The organism is Stappia sp. ICDLI1TA098, from assembly GCF_054880955.1.
This window is the reverse complement of the sequence record NZ_JBTZBT010000001.1, coordinates 2,082,606-2,099,215: the sequence shown is the minus strand read 5'-3', so window position 1 is coordinate 2,099,215 and position 16,610 is coordinate 2,082,606. Positions and strand designations below refer to the sequence as shown.

At 64.6% G+C, this 16,610-nt stretch carries 13 protein-coding genes; 3 read left to right on the top strand and 10 right to left on the bottom strand.

What is annotated here, in order from left to right; translation table 11 throughout:
* Window positions 1-47: 47 nt before the first annotated feature.
* The 3 genes from ACSLUQ_RS09405 to ACSLUQ_RS09395 all read right to left on the bottom strand — a co-directional run bounded on the left by ACSLUQ_RS09405 (window position 48) and on the right by ACSLUQ_RS09395 (window position 3,796).
* Window positions 48-1,142 carry an ABC transporter ATP-binding protein gene (locus tag ACSLUQ_RS09405; protein WP_417773884.1) on the bottom strand — a complete coding sequence of 365 codons (1,095 nt, stop codon included), beginning with the start codon at window positions 1,140-1,142 and terminating at the stop codon, window positions 48-50.
* Window positions 1,143-1,469: 327 nt separating this feature from the next.
* The gene (locus ACSLUQ_RS09400; protein WP_461808355.1) at window positions 1,470-3,014 is read right to left on the bottom strand and encodes a trimethylamine methyltransferase family protein; all 1,545 of its coding nucleotides are present in this window, start codon (window positions 3,012-3,014) and stop codon (window positions 1,470-1,472) included.
* Between the two features lie 191 nt (window positions 3,015-3,205).
* Window positions 3,206-3,796: a hypothetical protein gene (locus ACSLUQ_RS09395; protein ID WP_461808354.1), complete on the bottom strand. Its 591-nt coding sequence runs from the start codon at window positions 3,794-3,796 to the stop codon at window positions 3,206-3,208.
* A gap of 226 nt (window positions 3,797-4,022) precedes the next feature.
* Between ACSLUQ_RS09395 and ACSLUQ_RS09390 the strand changes: the two genes are divergently transcribed.
* From ACSLUQ_RS09390 to ACSLUQ_RS09380, 3 genes are all read left to right on the top strand, one after another.
* Window positions 4,023-6,584: a GcvT family protein gene (locus tag ACSLUQ_RS09390; protein WP_461808353.1), complete on the top strand. Its 2,562-nt coding sequence runs from the start codon at window positions 4,023-4,025 to the stop codon at window positions 6,582-6,584.
* A gap of 216 nt (window positions 6,585-6,800) precedes the next feature.
* Window positions 6,801-7,817 (top strand): betaine--homocysteine S-methyltransferase, encoded by a 1,017-nt coding sequence (gene bmt, locus ACSLUQ_RS09385; protein ID WP_461808352.1) that lies wholly within the window; start codon window positions 6,801-6,803, stop codon window positions 7,815-7,817.
* A gap of 126 nt (window positions 7,818-7,943) precedes the next feature.
* Window positions 7,944-8,885 (top strand): hypothetical protein, encoded by a 942-nt coding sequence (locus tag ACSLUQ_RS09380; RefSeq protein WP_461808351.1) that lies wholly within the window; start codon window positions 7,944-7,946, stop codon window positions 8,883-8,885.
* A gap of 136 nt (window positions 8,886-9,021) precedes the next feature.
* Here the strand turns inward: ACSLUQ_RS09380 and ACSLUQ_RS09375 are convergent, their stop codons facing one another.
* The 7 genes from ACSLUQ_RS09375 to ACSLUQ_RS09345 all read right to left on the bottom strand — a co-directional run bounded on the left by ACSLUQ_RS09375 (window position 9,022) and on the right by ACSLUQ_RS09345 (window position 16,522).
* Window positions 9,022-9,561 carry a P-loop NTPase family protein gene (locus tag ACSLUQ_RS09375; RefSeq protein WP_461808350.1) on the bottom strand — a complete coding sequence of 180 codons (540 nt, stop codon included), beginning with the start codon at window positions 9,559-9,561 and terminating at the stop codon, window positions 9,022-9,024.
* Window positions 9,562-9,615: 54 nt separating this feature from the next.
* Window positions 9,616-10,215, bottom strand: a complete 600-nt coding sequence (locus ACSLUQ_RS09370; protein WP_461808349.1) for a hypothetical protein — start codon at window positions 10,213-10,215, stop codon at window positions 9,616-9,618.
* A 3-nt stretch (window positions 10,216-10,218) separates the two neighbouring features.
* Window positions 10,219-10,821 carry a hypothetical protein gene (locus ACSLUQ_RS09365; protein WP_461808348.1) on the bottom strand — a complete coding sequence of 201 codons (603 nt, stop codon included), beginning with the start codon at window positions 10,819-10,821 and terminating at the stop codon, window positions 10,219-10,221.
* Window positions 10,822-10,871: 50 nt separating this feature from the next.
* The gene (locus ACSLUQ_RS09360; RefSeq protein WP_461808347.1) at window positions 10,872-12,419 is read right to left on the bottom strand and encodes an ABC transporter substrate-binding protein; all 1,548 of its coding nucleotides are present in this window, start codon (window positions 12,417-12,419) and stop codon (window positions 10,872-10,874) included.
* Window position 12,420: 1 nt separating this feature from the next.
* On the bottom strand, window positions 12,421-13,293 hold the full coding sequence (locus tag ACSLUQ_RS09355; protein ID WP_417773874.1) for an ABC transporter permease: 873 nt from the start codon (window positions 13,291-13,293) through the stop codon (window positions 12,421-12,423).
* Window positions 13,293-14,231 (bottom strand): ABC transporter permease, encoded by a 939-nt coding sequence (locus tag ACSLUQ_RS09350; RefSeq protein ID WP_417773873.1) that lies wholly within the window; start codon window positions 14,229-14,231, stop codon window positions 13,293-13,295. Before ACSLUQ_RS09350 ends, ACSLUQ_RS09355 begins: the two co-directional genes overlap by 1 nt.
* Before the next feature lie 224 nt (window positions 14,232-14,455).
* Window positions 14,456-16,522 carry an ASKHA domain-containing protein gene (locus ACSLUQ_RS09345; protein WP_461808346.1) on the bottom strand — a complete coding sequence of 689 codons (2,067 nt, stop codon included), beginning with the start codon at window positions 16,520-16,522 and terminating at the stop codon, window positions 14,456-14,458.
* Window positions 16,523-16,610 lie beyond the last annotated feature (88 nt).

The window sequence follows — 16,610 nt, the reverse complement described above, 5'->3', positions numbered from 1 at the left end:
GCACGGGCCGGGCGCGGGTTGAGCCGCGCCGGGTCCGGCCGAAGTCGTCAGGCGACCGGGTCGAGCGCCTTGCAATCGTTCGCCGCCCAGCCGATCTCGACCATCTGGCCGGCCTTGAGATCGCGCTTCTCGCCGCGGTTTCGGACCTTGACCACAAAGTCCTTGTTGTCGGCGACGGTCATGCGGACGCGGATGTGATCGCCGAGATAGATCATCTCCTCGATCCGGCCCTTGACCAGATTGTCCATCTGCTCGTGGGTGTCGAACTCGACGCGCTCGGGACGCAGCGAGATGGTGGTGCGCGACCCCACGCCGCCGATGTTGACCGCCTCGGCCTTCAACTGCGTGCCGTCGTCGAGCTGCACATCGCAGGAGTGCCCCTCGATCGCCGTTACCGTGCCGGAGAGCTTGTTGTTCTCGCCGATGAACTGCGCCACGAAGGAGTTCTGCGGGTTCTCGTAAAGCTCGTCCGGCTGCGAGAGCTGCTGGATGACGCCGTCGTTGAACACCGCGACCCGGTCCGACATCGTCAGCGCCTCGGTCTGGTCGTGCGTGACATAGACGATCGAGACGCCGATGCTCTCGTGGATGTGCTTGATCTCGTACTGCATCTGCTCGCGCAGCTGCTTGTCGAGCGCACCCAGTGGTTCATCCATCAGGACGAGTTCCGGCTCGAACACCAGCGCACGGGCAACGGCGACGCGCTGCTGCTGGCCGCCCGAAAGCTGCGCCGGTCGGCGTGATCCGAAGGCGCCAAGCTCGACCATCTCGAGTGCGCGCTTGACCTTCTCTTCCTGCTCGGCGCGGTTCATGCCGCGAACCTGAAGCGGGAACGCAAGGTTCTCCGCGACCGTCATATGCGGGAAAAGCGCGTAGTTCTGGAAGACCATGCCGATCCCGCGCTTGTGCGGCGGGACGTTGTTGATCGGGCTGTCGTTCAGGAAGATCTCGCCGTGGGTCGCCGGCTCGAAGCCCGCAAGCATCATCAGGCAGGTGGTCTTTCCTGAGCCGGAAGGGCCGAGCATGGTGAGGAACTCGCCCGGGGGCATGTCAAGGTTCAGATTTTTGACGACGAGCGTCTCGCCGTCATAGCTCTTCTGGACGTTCTCGTAACGGACGGATGCGCCCCGTGCTTCTGTCATCTGCACCCCTAAAACAAATTGACACAAAGGGGCAGGCATTCGCTCCAGCTTCTGGAGCGATTGACGCATGTCCCCCTCTGCGAACTCTTTTGGTTCGCTTTATTACCCTGTCGGTGGACTTAGATAAGCAAAATATGAATCACATGGAAAGGGGGTATTCGAAAAAAATATAGGAAAGTCATGCCGAATGGCCTGATTCCGCACCCGGAATCCCTGCCGTTTTCACGGGTCGATTTGCCATCAATTCGGCCTCTTCACGCTTTTTGCGTGAAGAGGATCGTCTAATCTTGCTGATATATAGATTACGCTGCGTTGGAATGAAGCGTTCTACACATTGCTGTCGGGAAATTCTGATTTGCGTCTCGACATGAATGCAATGAGTGCTTCGTCTATCGAAGTATCGAGCGGGGGTGCTTCATAGGACGCAAGCATCTGTTTCCACTTGCGATTCGCCCGCCAGGCGGCGTCAAGACCGCCGTCGGCGCTCCATTGTTCGAAGGAGTTGTTATCGGCGATCTCGGACCGGAAGAAGGCGCTCTCGAAATTGCGTTGCGTATGTGCCGCGCCGAGGAAGTGACCGCCCGGTCCGACCTCGGCAAGCGCATCCATCGCCTGCGCTTCGTCCGAAAGATCGATTCCTTTCGCCAGCACATGCATCATTCCGAGCTGGTCGGCGTCCATGACGAATTTCTCGTAGGACGAGCACAGGCCGCCCTCGAGCCAGCCGGCAGCGTGCAGGCAGAAATTCACGCCGGAAATCAGCGTCGCCAGAATGGTCTGCGCCGACTCCTGCGCCGACTGTGCATCCGGCGTCTTGGAGGCGGTGAAGGAGCCTCCGGAGCGGAATGGAAGCCCCGAGCGTCGCGCCAGCTTGGCGGCGCCGTTGAGCAGCAGGCTGCCCTCCGGCGAGCCGAAGGTGGGGGCGCCCGACTGCATGGAGATCGAGGAGACGAAAGCACCGAAGACCACCGGCGCGCCGGGGCGCACAAGCTGTGTCAGCGCGCATCCCGCCAGTGCCTCGGCCAGCACCTGCGACAGGGTCCCGGCCACCGTGACCGGGCTCATCGCGCCTGCGAGAATGAAGGGCGAGACGATGCAGGCCTGGTTGGCGGCCGCATAGACCTTGAGTGCGCCGAGCATGGTCGCGTCGAAGACCAGCGGCGAGTTGGCGTTGATGAGCTGGATCATCACGCAATTCTGGTCGACGAACTCCTTGCCGAAGACGATTTCGGCCATGGCGACGGAATCGCGTGCCCGCTCGGGGGCGGTGACCGAGCCCATGAACGGCTTGTCGGAATACTTCAGATGCGCATGGACCATGTCGAAATGCCGCTTGTTGACCGGCAGGTCGACAGGCTCGCAGACCGTTCCGCCCGAATGATGCAGATACGGGGACGCGTAGGTCAGCTTTACGAAATTGCGGAAATCCTCGATCGTGCCGTAGCGTCGGCCGCGGTCCAGATCCGTGACAAAGGGCGGGCCGTAGACCGGCGCGAAGACCGTGTTGTTGCCGCCGATCTCCACCGAACGGGCCGGGTTGCGCGCGTGCTGTGTGAACTGCGCCGGGGCGGTCTTCAGCAACGCGCGCAGCATGCCCCGGGGAAAGCGCACCCGCTCGCCGGAGACATCGGCGCCCGCCTTGCGCCAGATCTCCAGCGTTTCGGGATCGTCGCGAAACTCCAGGCCGATTTCCTCAAGCAGACGGTCGGCGTTGGCCTCGATCAGCTCCGCCCCTTCGTCGCTCAGGATGTCGTAGACCGGGATGTTGCGCGTGATGTAGGGCACGGAGCCCGCCTTTTGCGATCCGCGGCGTTTCTCGGTGCGTGCCGCCCGGCCTCGGCGCGACGTGCGGGTGTCCTCATGTTCGCTCATGCCCTGCAAGTCCTTTGTCGTCACTGCGCTGTCGCCGTGCCGCGCCGCCCGGCAGACCTGCAGGGCACGGCACGGAGTGCGTCCGCGTCACTGTGCGCCGAGGCATGCAGCCTCTGCGGCGCGAAAGCGGCGTCGGATTCTCTAAAAGCGTCATGGCAGCGGCGAGGACAGGTGCGCGCGGCGCGCCAGGGTTACTGGGCGCGGCAGCCAAGCTGCGAGGAGTCGCAGTCTTCCTGGTTCATGATCACGGAGACGAGCGGATACTTGAAGTCGTCATTGTCCTCGTCATTGGCTGCGTCGATGATCGAAGCCGTGACGAAACCGACGAGGCCGTTGCTGGCACCGGCGCGGTAAATCGCCTTGCGCGTTTCGTTTTCCGCCCCGGCATTGGCAAAGCCCGTCTTGTAGCCGGGCGCGTTGCAACGCACGGAGACCGGGCGCGAGGCGTAGCCGTAGTTGGGCACCTTGACCTGCGCCGGCGTGCGGAATTTTGCCGAGTAGCCATCGCTTTCGAGGGTGCAGTCGGCGCCGGTCATCTCTTCCTTGATGCCCGTGCCGCTGTCCTTGTGCAGCGTGTAGCGATAGCTGCGCACGGTGATGAACTCCGTGCCGCGAAGCTTGGGAATGTTCTGTCCCTGTGCACGTGCCTCCGCCAGCACGTCGCCATGCGCGGCGGCCGGGTTCGTTGGCTGGTAGTTGACGCTCATGGCAATCGGCTTGGCAGTCTGGCAGGCGGCAAGCCCGGCCATCGACGCGATCAGGACAGTTCGGCGCAGCATCATTCTTCTCGTCTCCCTCAACCCAAAATTGCCGATAGTGAAGATCAAACAGCCTGTCAACAACGGGGGGCACCAATGCCAGCTCGCCGGAGCCGGCATTTTGGTGCGCCCGTGTCGTCGCGGTGATGTCACCATGACGCAATCAGGCCACTGGACGGTCTGTTCTGTGGCGATACTGACCGGCGAGAGGGCGGTCCGCCGCGCCGTGTCCATGCGAGAAAGGTGAAAGATGTCAGCGTTTCCGGAAAGGGCACAGATCGTTATCGTCGGCCTGGGCGGTATTGTCGGCGCGTCGATCGCGCATCATCTCATCGAACGCGGCTGGACCGACGTCGTGGGCATCGACAAGTCCGGCATTCCCACCGACATCGGCTCGACGGCGCATGCCTCCGACTTCTGCTACACGACCAGCCACGACTACCTGTCCGTCTGGACGACGCAGTACTCGATCGATTTTTTTGAGAAGATGGGCCACTACGCCCGCGTCGGCGGCCTCGAGGTGGCGCGTACCGGCGATGATGCCTGGATGGAGGAGATCCGGCGCAAGGTCACATCCGGCAAGGCATTCGGCACCAATGTCCGTCACGTCACGCCCGCCGAGATCAAGGCACTCTTTCCGCTGATCGAGGAGGATCAGGTTCAGGGCGGCATGTTCGACCCCGACGCGGGCCTCGTCATCCCGCGCTCGCAGACGGTGGCCGGCAAGCTCGTCGATGAGGCCGAGAAGACCGGCAAGCTCAAGTCCTTCGCCAACACGCCGGCGCAATCTCTGGTGGTGGAAGACGGGCGCATCAGCGGCGTCGTCACCCATCGCGGCACGATCCGTGCAGATCATGTGATCATCTGCGCCGGCCTGTGGGGCCGCCTCATCGCCGAAATGGTCGGCGAGGACCTGCCGGTGATGCCGGTCGACCATCCGTTGACCTTCTTCGGCCCCTTCAACGCGTTCGAGGGCACCGGCAAGGACATCGGTTATCCGCTCCTGCGCGACCAGGGCAACTCCGCCTACATGCGCGACACCGGCGATCCGAAGACCGCCGAGGGCGGCCAGATCGAATGGGGCTACTACGAGCCGAACCATCCGCGCATGTGCCATCCGCGCGACCTGCAGGAGAAGCACGAGGCCCGCCTTTCGCCATCGCAGCGCGATCTCGAGATGGAGCAGATCATCGAGCCGCTCGAGCGCGCCATGGAGCTGACGCCCATCCTCGGCGAGCTTGGCTACAACGAAGGCCATTCCTTCAACGGACTGCTGCAGGTTTCCGCCGCCGGGGGCGCGTCCTGCGGTGAATCGCAGAAGGTCCGCGGGCTGTGGTACTGCATCGCCATCTGGGTGAAGGACGGCCCCGGCTACGGCAAGCTCATTGCCGACTGGATCACCGACGGCCGCACCGAGATCGATCATGCCTCGATCGACTATGCGCGCTTCTATCCGCATCAGCTGAGCGAAGGGTTCATCGAGGGGCGCTGCTACGAGGCGGCCCAGAAGATCTATTTCCCCGCCATACACCCGCGCGAACCCTATGCCACGGGCCGCAACATCAAGCGCTCGCCCTTCCACGCGCGCGAGGTCGAGCTTGGCGGACACTTCATGGAGCTCGGCGGCTGGGAGCGCGCCCACGGCTACGCCGCCAACGAGCCCCTGCTCGAAAAATACGGCGACCGCGTGCCGATGCGCGAGAACGAGTGGGACAGCCGCCACTTCTGGCGCGTGTCGAATGCCGAACATCTGGCGATGAGCGAGGACTGCGGCCTCATCAACCTGTCGCACTTCTACATGTTCGAGGTCGAGGGGCCGGACCATGTCGCGCTGATGGAGTGGCTCTGCGCGGCCAGGATCGGCGGCGACGGCAACATCGGCAAGGGCATCTACACCCATTTCCTCGATGACGAGGGGATGGTCCGTGCCGACCTGACGGTGTTCCGCATGGCCGACCGCTGCCGCGTCATCGACGGTGCCGACGCCGGCCCGCGCGACTACCACTATGTCAAGCGCGTCGCCCGGGACAAGGGCTTCGACGTCACGGTCACCGACGTCAGCGAGGCGTTCATCACCATCGGCATCTGGGGGCCGAACGCGCGCGCGAACCTGAAGCAGGCCGTCTCCGATCCCGATGCGCTCGATCCTGAAAACTTCCCCTTCGCGGCGCTCCGGCAGATCGAGATCGCCGGCAGGAAGGTCATGGCCCTGCGGCTCTCCTATGTAGGCGAGCAGGGCTGGGAGCTGCACATGGCCTATGAGGACGGGCTTACCGTCTGGGACGCGCTGCGCGCGCTCGGCGTCACGGCCGTCGGGGTCGAGACCTACGCGAACTCGCGGCGCCTGGAAAAATCCCTGCGTCTGCAGAACGCCGATCTTCTGACCCAGTACAACCTCTATGAGGCGGATCTCGCCCGCCCGAAGGTCAAGGAGGCGGATTTCCGCGGCAAGGCGAGGCACCTGGAATACCGGGCGCGGGTGCACCAGCCGGCAATGCTGTGCACCCTGGTGATGACCGACAACGTCGATGCGAGTGGCACGGCGCGCTATCCGGTCGGCACGCTGCCGGTGATCGATCCCGAAACGGGAAAGACGCTGGTCGATGAACTCGGCCGGCTTTCCTACACGACGTCCATCGCCTACGGCCCGACCATCGGCAAGAATATCGCGCTCGCCTACCTGCCGCACGAGCATGCCGAGGTCGGGCGCAAGCTGAATGTGGAGTATTTCTCGCAGACCTTCCCGGTCGAGGTGGCCGCCGTCGGCTACGCGCCGCTTTACGATCCGCAGAACCTGAAACCGCGCAGTTGAGGGCACGGCGGGGATGGGGACCATGGGCGTGGCCCGGTGCATCTGCTGTCGTCCCGACTGGCAAGCCTCTCCGGCGTCACCCCGGGTCGCGCTGCGCCTGCCCGGGGGGACAGCAGAATGGGACGCCAGGGGCGTTGCAGGAACACTATGGTCCGCGGCGGTCCGCACCGCCACGGCATACAGAAACACACGCCATGACGGCAACAAGGCAAGACCATGAGCAAGCTCGAAGAACTCCTCGCGCAAAATGGCACGCTGCTCGCCGACGGCGCGACCGGCACCAACCTGTTCGACATGGGCCTGACCTCCGGTGATCCGCCGGAGGAATGGAACGTCACCGAGCCGGACAAGATCCGCACCCTGCACCGCAAGTTCGTGGAAGCCGGCGCCGACATCATCCTCACCAACACCTTCGGCGCCAACCGCCACCGGCTGAAGCTGCATAAGCTGGAGGGCCGGGTGCACGAGCTGAACGCCGCCGCAGCCGGTCTGGCGCGCGACATCGCAGACAGCGCCGGACGCCCGGTGATCGTCGGCGGGTCCATCGGCCCGACGGGGGAACTGTTCGTGCCGCTCGGCGCGCTCACCCACGAAGACGCGGTCGCGGCTTTCACCGAGCAGGCACAAGGGCTGAAGGACGGTGGCGCGGATGTACTCTGGATCGAGACGATGTCGGCGGCGGAGGAAATGCGCGCCGCCGCCGAAGCGGCCGTATCCGCCGGCATGCCCTTCGTCGTGACGGCGAGCTTCGACACGGCCGGGCGCACCATGATGGGTCTCGGACCGGCCGCCCTCGGTGCCCTCACCGGCGACTTCGCCTGCACTCCCGTCGCCTATGGCTCCAATTGCGGCGTGGGCGCTTCCGACCTGCTTGCCGCGATCCTCGAGATCACCGCGGCCTACCCGCAGGCAGTCGTCGTCGCCAAGGCCAATTGCGGCATTCCGGTCATTCGCGGCGATGAGGTGGTCTATACCGGCACGCCGGAGCTGATGGGGGACTATGCGCGGCTTGCGGTCGACGCGGGCGCGCGCATCATCGGCGGCTGCTGCGGCACCTCCTACACCCATCTTGCCGCCATGCGCGCGGCGCTCGACGTACACGAAAAGGGCGCGCGCCCGAGCGTGGCGGAAATCGTCGCCCGCCTCGGCCCGCTCGTCTCCCCGCCGGCGGCTCTTCAGCCGGTGGGCGAAGAGGGGGACGGCGGCAGCCGGAGAAGGCGGCGGAGAAGCTAGGATAATTTTCTCTATATTTCTCGCAACCAGAGCGCGATAATGCAACGTTTCGTGGCGGGGTTCACCGAAGACTGGGTGATACACGCAAACTGTTCTGGGGGAGCTGCGGTGGGGTGGAGAGGAACGATGCGGTCGCTGACCGCAGCCGCGCGAGCAGCCGAACGCGAGTCCATGCGTCGGCAAAAGGAACGGCACAAGCAGCGGGTTTTTTCCGATGCAGTTTCGGCGGTTGAGGATTGGGAAGATCTTATTGAGCGCCTAACCAGTGTTCATGTGTTTGAGCGATCCACGGTTGACTGGCAGCGACTTGCGACCTTGCCGCCTCCCGTCGAACCCGTTTTCTCGAACGAGCATTTGGATCGTGCGGAGAACGCACTCAGAGTATTCAGGCCTCGATTTTATCATTTCTTCAAAGGGGGCTCGAAACGTCTGCAGGCAAGACTGGTCTCGAATTTCGAGGTTGCGGCACAGGTGGATCAAGAGGCTTATGAACAAGCACTTCAGAAATATTCGAAGGATTTGGCCGATTGGCAAGTCGAAAATGATTTTGCCAAGATGGCAGTATCTGGTGAAGTCGAGACACTGAAAAAAATTCTCGAGGAGCTTACGTCACTCACTCGGATTGAATTTCTAGGAGAGCAAATTGATTATAATATAAATACAGGTTTTATTCAAGCGAATCTGTATGTTAACGATAAGGATGTGGTTCCAAATTTTCGGCGTAAAGTCCTATCGAGTGGGCGACTTTCGGAAAGTCGTATGCCGGATGCGCAACGTAATGAAATATATCAAGATCATGTTTGTGGTGCTGCGTTAAGAGTTTCGGGTGAGTTGTTTTCGTCTGTTCCGGTTGATGAGATTTTAGTAAATTGCATGGCGCAAGCCGTAAACAAGTCAAACGGGCGCATGGAGCGTGTTCCTATTCTGTCTGTCCACTTTGTTCGCGAAACGTTTTGCAGTCTTAAAATGGATACGCTTGATCCTTCAGAGGCCATGCAGAATTTTCGGCATGTGATGGCCTTTTCACGCTCGAAGGGCTTTTCCACCATCACCCCTCTGGAAGTATAAATCTGACAATGTTGCCTCTTTTCGATGAGGCCGTCGCCGAGCGTGCAGGTCCGCGTCTGCTATCGCGGGCGCGCTGGTCCGGGGGCCAAGAGCGGGAGCGCTTGTGTTCTGGCAGCCGGAGAAGGCGGCGGAGAAGCTAGACGGCTCTGAGCACCGTCTCCATCAATTCTGCCACCGGCCGACTTCCGTCGACGCGCAGCACGGGGATGGATTGCTGTGCGAGCCAGGCTTCGTGGCGGGCGCGGTTGCGGCCTGAAAACTCCGGCTCATCGTAGCGCGAGGCCCAGTCGGCGAAGGCGGTGTGGATCTCGTGCATGTCACCGCCGGGGCGGATGCGTTCGCCGTGGCGTTGACGCTCGCGCTCCATCAGGCGGGCCATGCGGACCGGTGTCGGCGTGGTGACGAAGACGATGAGGCCGGCCGTCTCGATCAGCGGATCGCCCCAGCCGTCGAAGGAGCCGGTCAGCACCCAGTCTCCCGCGCCGAGCGCCCCGGCAATCAGCGGAATGCGCTCAAGTGGCGGACGTTTGCGGGAATAGGGCGGGTCGGTCGGCAGCCAGTAGAAATCGTCGACATCGGCATGGGGGATGCCAAGACGCTGCGCGAGCCGCTGGCCGAGCGTGGTGACACCGGCGCAGGAGGCGCCGGTGATGTAGATGCGAATTGCGTCGGTCATGCCGGTTCAATAGCCAAATTGGCGGCGCGCTGCCAGAGCGTGGTGTCGGCCTCCTCAAAGGCTCTGCAGCCAGGGCAGAAAGCCATCGAGGAAGCGGGTCGTCGCGGGCATGAAGTGACTGCCGTGATGGTACATCGGATCGAGTGCGGTGACGATCATCGTACCGTTCGTCGTTACCTTGTCCTCATAGAGAACGGAGCCTTTTCCGGCGACGTCGATCAGGCTGGTCGCGCCCGCGGGTACGTCGAAATGGCCGTGGTGATGCCAGGTCGCATCGGTCAGGGTGATATGTCCGAAGAGCGGATGATCGGGCGCAACCGCTTCAAGGCCGAGGCTCCCACCTTCCTTCCACCACCAGAAGTTCGTTGGCGTATCGTGCCAGACGACGCCAGGAAGCCAGGACGGCTGGCCGGTCGAGCCCATGGCGATGATGGTGCCGCCGCCGGCGAGGTAGTCGGCGATCTGCTCCCGACAGGGGATGAGCTGGGAGGGGTCCGTGCGGCAGGACACCAGCACCAGCTCGCGCGTCGAGAGGTCGATGCGGGCAAGGTCGCGAATGTAGACGACCTCGTCGAACCGCTCGCGGTAGCGCGGTTCGTGGATCGTGCGATGATGGTAGTAGGTTCCGCTGTCGAGAACCGTGATCCTGGCCATGTCTCAGAACTCCGTTGCCGCCCAGCGGCACAACTGGGGGACGATGCGGGCGGTGGTGTCGGAGGAGCCGGCGTACATCCAAAGGTCATTGCCGGCGTGCATGAGAACACGTCCGCCGCGCGGGCGCTCGTAGACCCAGTCGCAGGGCACCCGCGACGGACCCAGGCCGTGCAGCGTGACGGCACCTTCCGGCGGCGGATTGTGGCCACGGGCGTAGAAGCCGGCGACGCCGCGCCGGTAGGTGAGTTCACGCGGATCGACGCCTTCGAACACCGGATGCGCCGCGACCCGATGCACTTCCAGCGTTTCCAGCGTCACCTCGGGCAGGACCTGGAAGGTGTGGAACTCTGGCAGCATCGGCCAGGCGACATGGCCGTTGAAGACCAGCGTGCCGCCACCGTCGAGGAAGGCCGTGATCCTGTCCGTCAGCGTGCCGAAGAAACGCTGGTCGAGGTGGGCAGGAACGAGCAGCGCGCGATAGCGGGAAAGATCGGCCTCGGCGAGCGCGTAGTGGTCGATCTGGTCGAGATCGTCGACGAAGCCGGAGATGTCCGGCAGGTCGCCGCCGGCGCCTTTGATGGGCTTCAGGAAAAGGCAGGAGGCCATGGCATGCTCCGAAGTGGCCCGGCCGGCAGGGACGCCGGCCGGGTGCGGGGTCAGTTCTTGGTCACTTCCTTGAAATTGTAGAAGAAACCGGACGGGTGCACCTGGTAGCCGTCAACCGCGGCGCTGGAGGCAGCGACGTAGACCTTGTGCACCAGCGGGATGATCGGGGCGTCGTCCTGAAGGATCTGCTGCGCCTTCTCGTAGGTGGCGAAGGCCTCCGGTCCCGCGTCCTGGGTGCGGCCCTTGTCGACCAGCGCGTCGAACTCGGGGTTGGACCAGAACTGGTAGTTCAGCCCGGCGCCGGAGTGGAACTGAGACTTCAGGTGGAGGTCCGGATGACCGGTCATCTCCGGGGTCCAGAACACGACCGACACGTCGTAATCGCCCTGTTTCACCAGGTCGAGCATACCCTCCCAGGTGTACATCTTGACGTCCGTGTCGATGCCCTGCTGCTGGAGCAGGATCGCCATCGCCTCGGTGATCGTCGGCATTTCGGCGCGGCTGGAATAGCTCAGGATGCGAAGCGTCAGCGGCTGGCCGTCCTTCATCCACTTGCCGTCGGTCTTTTCGTAGCCTGCCTCGCGCAGCAGGGCGGCTGCGGCCTCGGGATCGACCTTGTAGGGCTCGACCTTCTCGCTCGACCAGGGGAAGGAGGAGGGGAAGAAGGTCCAGGCCGGCTTGCCGACGCCGTCCAGCGCACCCTTGACGATCAATTGGCGGTCGACGAGCAGGTTCACCGCCTTGCGAATGCGCACGTCGTTGAGAACGCTCTTCTGGCCGGCGTTGAATGCGCCATAGTAGAGACCGGCACTCTCGTTCTGGTAGACCTTGAACGTCTTGTCCCGGGACAGGCGGGCGACGTCCGAGGGCAGCAGGTGGACGACAAAGTCGACCTCGCCCGTCTCCAGCGCCAGCGCGCGGGCGTTGTGGTCGGGAATGTAGCGGTACTCGATGCTCTTCAGCGCCGGCGCCGCGCCCCAGTATCCGTCGAAGCGCTCGACGATGGTGCGGTCCTGCTTGCGGTAGTCGACGAACTTCCAGGGGCCGGTGCCGACCGGCTTCACGAATGCGCCGGCCGCGTCGAAGGATGCCTTGCCGTAGATGCCGGCAATGGCGTCGGTGAGCTGGTTGGGCAGGGCCGCGAAGGGCTCGGAGGTCTCGATCTCGAGGGCGAGCGGGCCGGCGGCGGTCATCGACTTGATGTTGAGCAGGTCGGCGGCATAGGGCAGCAGCGCGATCACGCGCTCGAGCGAGAACTTTGCCGCCTCGGCGTCGAAGGGGGCGCCGTCGTGGAAGGTCACGCCCTCGCGCAGGGTGAAGCGCCAGGTGGTCGGCGACACGCGCTCCCAGGAGGTGGCCAGCCCGGGGATGAGCTTCATGTCGAAGTCGAGCTTGACCAGCGTGTCGAGGATCTCGCTCTCGTTGAAGAAACGGCTGCGGCGCGGCTTCATGGACAGCGGCAACGCCTCCCACATGGTGGCGACGACGAGCGTGTCGGACGGAGTTTCGGCGGCCTGCGGTGCGCCCGGCGCGAGCAGGGTTGCGGTGGCCAGGGCGGCAAGCGCGAACTTGCGCAGCCGGGCAAGGCGAAGGGTCATGTCAGCTCCTTGTGGTCAGGTAGTTGGTGCGGCCGTCGCGCAACCGGTCTCCCAGAGCATCGCCGAGGAGATTGATGAGAATGACGAAGGCCATGATGGTGAGGCCCGGCACCAGCACGAGCCTTGGATGTTCGCGAAGATGGTTGCGCGCCTCGGCGATCATGCGGCCCCATTCGGGAGCGCCGGGTTCGACGCCGAGGCCGAGGAAGCTCAGTCCGGCGAAGGACAGGATCACCCAGGACATGGAATAGCTGCCCATCGCGAAGAGTGGGCCGAGGATGTTCGGCAGGAGGTGGCGGCGGATGACCTCCAGACGCGGCACGCCGAGCGCTTCGGCGGCCATCACGTATGTCTTGGCGCGCTCGACCATGGTGACGTTGCGCACGAGCCGGGCGTATTCCGTCCAGTGGACTGCGGCGAGTGCGATGATCACGGCCTGGAGCCCCAGCCCCAGCACGCCGGCAATCACCATGGCAATGGCCAACGCCGGCAGCACGGAAAAGCCCTCGCACAGGCGCATCAGCACCCGGTCCGGCATGCCGCCGAAATAGCCGCTGAAGGCGCCGGCCAGTGTTCCGAAGGAGGCGGCGGCGAGGACGACCGCGAGCGCCGACAAGGTGGTGAGCCGTGCGCCGTAGAGCAGGCGCGACAGCATGCAGCGGCCCATGGCGTCGGTGCCGAGCGGATAGTCGAGGCCAGGCGGCGCCAGCCGGTTCATGATGTCGGCGTGATAGGGATCGTGGGGGGCAAGCAGCGGACCGGCCAGCACGAAGGCAAGGAGCAGGGCGACGCAAACGGCAAGGCCGGTGCCATGGCGCGCGGCTGCGCGTGCGACAGGCCCGCGTCTATTGGCGACCGGGGCATGGCAGGGCATCACACCACCTCCCGCACGCGCGGATCGTAGACGGCGATGATGTAGTCGACCGCGAGATTGACGATCACATAGCCGCAGGCGACGACGAGGAAGCACGCCTGGATGACCGGGTAGTCGCGCGCGAGCAGCGCCTCGACCATCATCCGCCCGATGCCGGGCCAGCCGAACAGGGTCTCGACGATGATCATGCCGTCGAAGATGCGTGCCAACTGCATGCCGGTCAGCGTCAGCACGGCGGGAAAGACATTGGGCGCGGCATGGGTCAGCAGCACGCGCGCCGGCGACAGGCCCTTTGAGCGGGCTGTGCGGACATAGGGCTGCGACAGTTCCTCCAGCAGGCAGCCGCGGACATAGCGCGCCAGGATGCCGGAGATCGACGTGGCGATGGCGATCGCCGGCAGCACGATATGCGCGGGCGAGCCGTAGCCGGTGCTCGGCAGCCAACCGAGCGTGAGAGCGAAGAAGAGCGCCAGAAGCAGCGCATACCAGAAATTAGGGATCGACATGCCGACGACCGCGAAGGCAGCCAGCGCCCGGTCGAGAAGACTGCCGGGAAAGGCGGCGCAGAGCGCGCCAACGGGAAGCGAGATGGCAAGCGCCAGGCCGAGGGCGGCGAGCGCAAGTTGCAGCGATGCAGCGACACGCAGCTTGAGGTCGGCGAGCACCGGTTCGCCCGTCACCAGTGATACGCCGAAATCTCCGGACAGGAGATGGCCGAGCCAGCGCAGATACTGCAGGGGAAGCGGTGCGTCGAGGCCGTTCTCCGCGGCGAACCGCGCCACCGCCTGCGGGCTCGGCAATGTGCCATCCATCTGCGACATCAGCAGGATCTCCGCGAAGTCGCCCGGAAGCAGGCGTAGCAGCGCGAAGCCCGCGACCGAGATCGCTAGAAGCAGGAGCCCGGCCGAGACGAGCCGAATGAGCAGGAGGCGTGCCATGGCGTGGTGCGAAAGGGACGATCTGTCGGAGAAAACTTGAGCGCAGAGTTCAAGATTTAAGCCGAAATGTCCATGCTCTCGGGCACTAAAACAGGAGTTTCACCCTCATAAAATGACGAAGGATGCGGGATTCCACAGGCGTTTGCCGCCCAGGGTTGAGCGGGCACGTGCCGTCCTGTGCAGCAGGTTGAAATGGGCGAGGGGCCGTCCTTGCGGATTCGCCCTTACCCCCGGCGCCGTCGTCGGCGCCGTCCACCGTCGTCGGGTTCCGTCTCGCCGCCCTCGGCAAGAGCGCGTCCCGGCACGGGAAGGGCGACGACCTGCGACAGGCGCGGGAAGCGGTCGACCTTGTTGGGGATCGCCATGGCGTTGACAAAGTGCTCCTGGAAGCGTGGTTCGAGCGCGGTCTCGATCTTCTCGATCTCGCGCACGACCCGTTCGATCACCCGCCGCTCGCCGCGGTTGACGAGCGCCATGCGCGCGCCCGTTCCCGCGGCATTGCCGACGCTCGCGACTTCGGCGAGATCGCAATCGGGGATCAAGCCGAGGATCATGGCGTATTTCGTGTCGATGTAGCTGCCAAAGGCGCCGGCGAGGCGGATGCGGGCGATCTCCGGATTGCCGAGCTTGTCCGAGAGCAGCTGGATACCGGCATAAAGCGCTGCCTTGGCAAGCTGGATGGCGCGGATGTCGCGCTGGCCGATGGCCAGTTCGATGCCCTCCGCCGCGATCACATAGGCGAAGGTGCGCCCCTGGCGGATGATGCGTGGGCTTTTCTCCGCCAGCGTTCCGTCGATAAGCCCGTCCTCGGTGATGACGCCGGCGAGGAACAGTTCGGCCACCGCCTCGATGATGCCCGAGCCGCAGATGCCGGTGACGCCGACCTGGTCCTTTTTCCCGGCGAACTCCGGGTCGTCGGACCATTCGTCGAGGCCGATGACCTTGAAGCGCGGCTCGAGGGTCACCGGATCGATGCGGATGCGTTCGATGGCGCCCGGGGCGGCGCGTTGGCCGCAGGAGATCTCGGCGCCCTCGAAGGCCGGGCCGGTCGGCGAGCTTGCCGCCAGCAGCCGGTCCCGATTGCCGAGGACGATCTCCGCGTTGGTGCCGATGTCGACGACAAGGGTGATCGCATCGGCCTCGAAGGGGCGGGTGGAGAGCGTCGCGGCGGCGGCGTCCGCGCCCACGTGGCCGGCGATGCAGGGAAGCATGTAGACCCGCGCGCCCGGGTTTAGCTCAAGCCCGAGCGCATCGGCCCGCTGGTGCACCGCGCCCGACACGGCAAGCGCGAAGGGCGCGCCGCCAAGCTCGGTGGGGTCGATGCCGAGGAAGAGGTGGTGCATGATCGGATTGCCGACGACGACCGCGTCGAGCACATCCGCGCGGCTCGCGCCCACGTCCGCCACGAGCTTGGCGACCAGCGCGTCGACGGCGGCGCGCACGGTGGCGACGAGATCCGGCAGGCGCTCCGGGTTCATCTGCACGTAGGACACCCGCGACATCAGGTCTTCGCCGAAGCGGATCTGCGGGTTGGAGGTGCCGGCCGAGGTAACCGTGCGCCCGGTTGCGAGATCGCACAGATGGGCGGCAATCGTGGTCGAGCCGATGTCGACGGCGAGTCCGTAGACGGTTGTCTTCTCGCCTGGCCACAGGGCTGTGACGAGGGGCGGATGGCCACCGTCTTGCCAGATGGCGGCGGTGACGTGCCAGTTGCCCTTGCGCAGGATCACCTGAACGCGGGCAAGGAGCGGTGCGTCGAGCGAGAGGCCGGAAAGTCCCGTTTCGCGGGCCAGAACAGAAAGCAGCCGGTCAGCATCGCCGAGCGGCTGGTCCATGTCGGGTTCGTCGATGGTGACGGCAACGAGACGAATGGTGCTGTCGGGCGCGAGCTTGACGGTTTCCGCGCGCTTGCGCACCACCTGGCGGTTGGTCTGGGCATCGACCGGCACGTCGACCACCATGTCACCCAGGATCGTTGCCTGACAGGAGAGCCGCCGGTCGGCAGCGAGCTGGCGCAGCGAGGCATAGCGTGCCTCCGCCTCCGTGACCGGGCCGAGGTGGTCGGCGCTGCTCGACAGCTTCTCCTTGGCGAAACGTCCTTCGGAAACGGAAACCTGGCAGCGGCCGCAGATGCCCCGCCCGCCGCAGACGGACTCCACATAGACGCCGAGCGCGCGCGCGGCATCCAGCAATGGCGTGCCGAGAGGGAACGTGCCCCGCCTGCCGCTCGGCTGGAAGACGACGCGCGCCGTTCCGACGCCGTCCGCTGCCACCTGATCCTGAGCTGTCATTCCGTCCGCCATGTCCCTCACCGCATCCGCGATGCTCACTCCCGCCTGGCGCTCCCGTCCGTCGACGTGCGGGACCGCCCGGAGCCGC

Bases quoted from the DNA above. Each gene is read 5' to 3' on its own strand.
- ACSLUQ_RS09370 (WP_461808349.1), bottom strand. From the start codon at position 10,215: ATGGCCAGGATCACGGTTCTCGACAGCGGAACCTACTACCATCATCGC.
- ACSLUQ_RS09350 (WP_417773873.1), bottom strand. From the start codon at position 14,231: ATGGCACGCCTCCTGCTCATTCGGCTCGTCTCGGCCGGGCTCCTGCTT.
- ACSLUQ_RS09365 (WP_461808348.1), bottom strand. From the start codon at position 10,821: ATGGCCTCCTGCCTTTTCCTGAAGCCCATCAAAGGCGCCGGCGGCGAC.
- ACSLUQ_RS09345 (WP_461808346.1), bottom strand. From the start codon at position 16,522: ATGACAGCTCAGGATCAGGTGGCAGCGGACGGCGTCGGAACGGCGCGC.
- ACSLUQ_RS09355 (WP_417773874.1), bottom strand. From the start codon at position 13,293: ATGCCCTGCCATGCCCCGGTCGCCAATAGACGCGGGCCTGTCGCACGC.
- ACSLUQ_RS09400 (WP_461808355.1), bottom strand. From the start codon at position 3,014: ATGAGCGAACATGAGGACACCCGCACGTCGCGCCGAGGCCGGGCGGCA.
- ACSLUQ_RS09405 (WP_417773884.1), bottom strand. From the start codon at position 1,142: ATGACAGAAGCACGGGGCGCATCCGTCCGTTACGAGAACGTCCAGAAG.
- ACSLUQ_RS09395 (WP_461808354.1), bottom strand. From the start codon at position 3,796: ATGATGCTGCGCCGAACTGTCCTGATCGCGTCGATGGCCGGGCTTGCC.
- ACSLUQ_RS09375 (WP_461808350.1), bottom strand. From the start codon at position 9,561: ATGACCGACGCAATTCGCATCTACATCACCGGCGCCTCCTGCGCCGGT.
- ACSLUQ_RS09360 (WP_461808347.1), bottom strand. From the start codon at position 12,419: ATGACCCTTCGCCTTGCCCGGCTGCGCAAGTTCGCGCTTGCCGCCCTG.
- ACSLUQ_RS09390 (WP_461808353.1), top strand. From the start codon at position 4,023: ATGTCAGCGTTTCCGGAAAGGGCACAGATCGTTATCGTCGGCCTGGGC.
- bmt (WP_461808352.1), top strand. From the start codon at position 6,801: ATGAGCAAGCTCGAAGAACTCCTCGCGCAAAATGGCACGCTGCTCGCC.
- ACSLUQ_RS09380 (WP_461808351.1), top strand. From the start codon at position 7,944: ATGCGGTCGCTGACCGCAGCCGCGCGAGCAGCCGAACGCGAGTCCATG.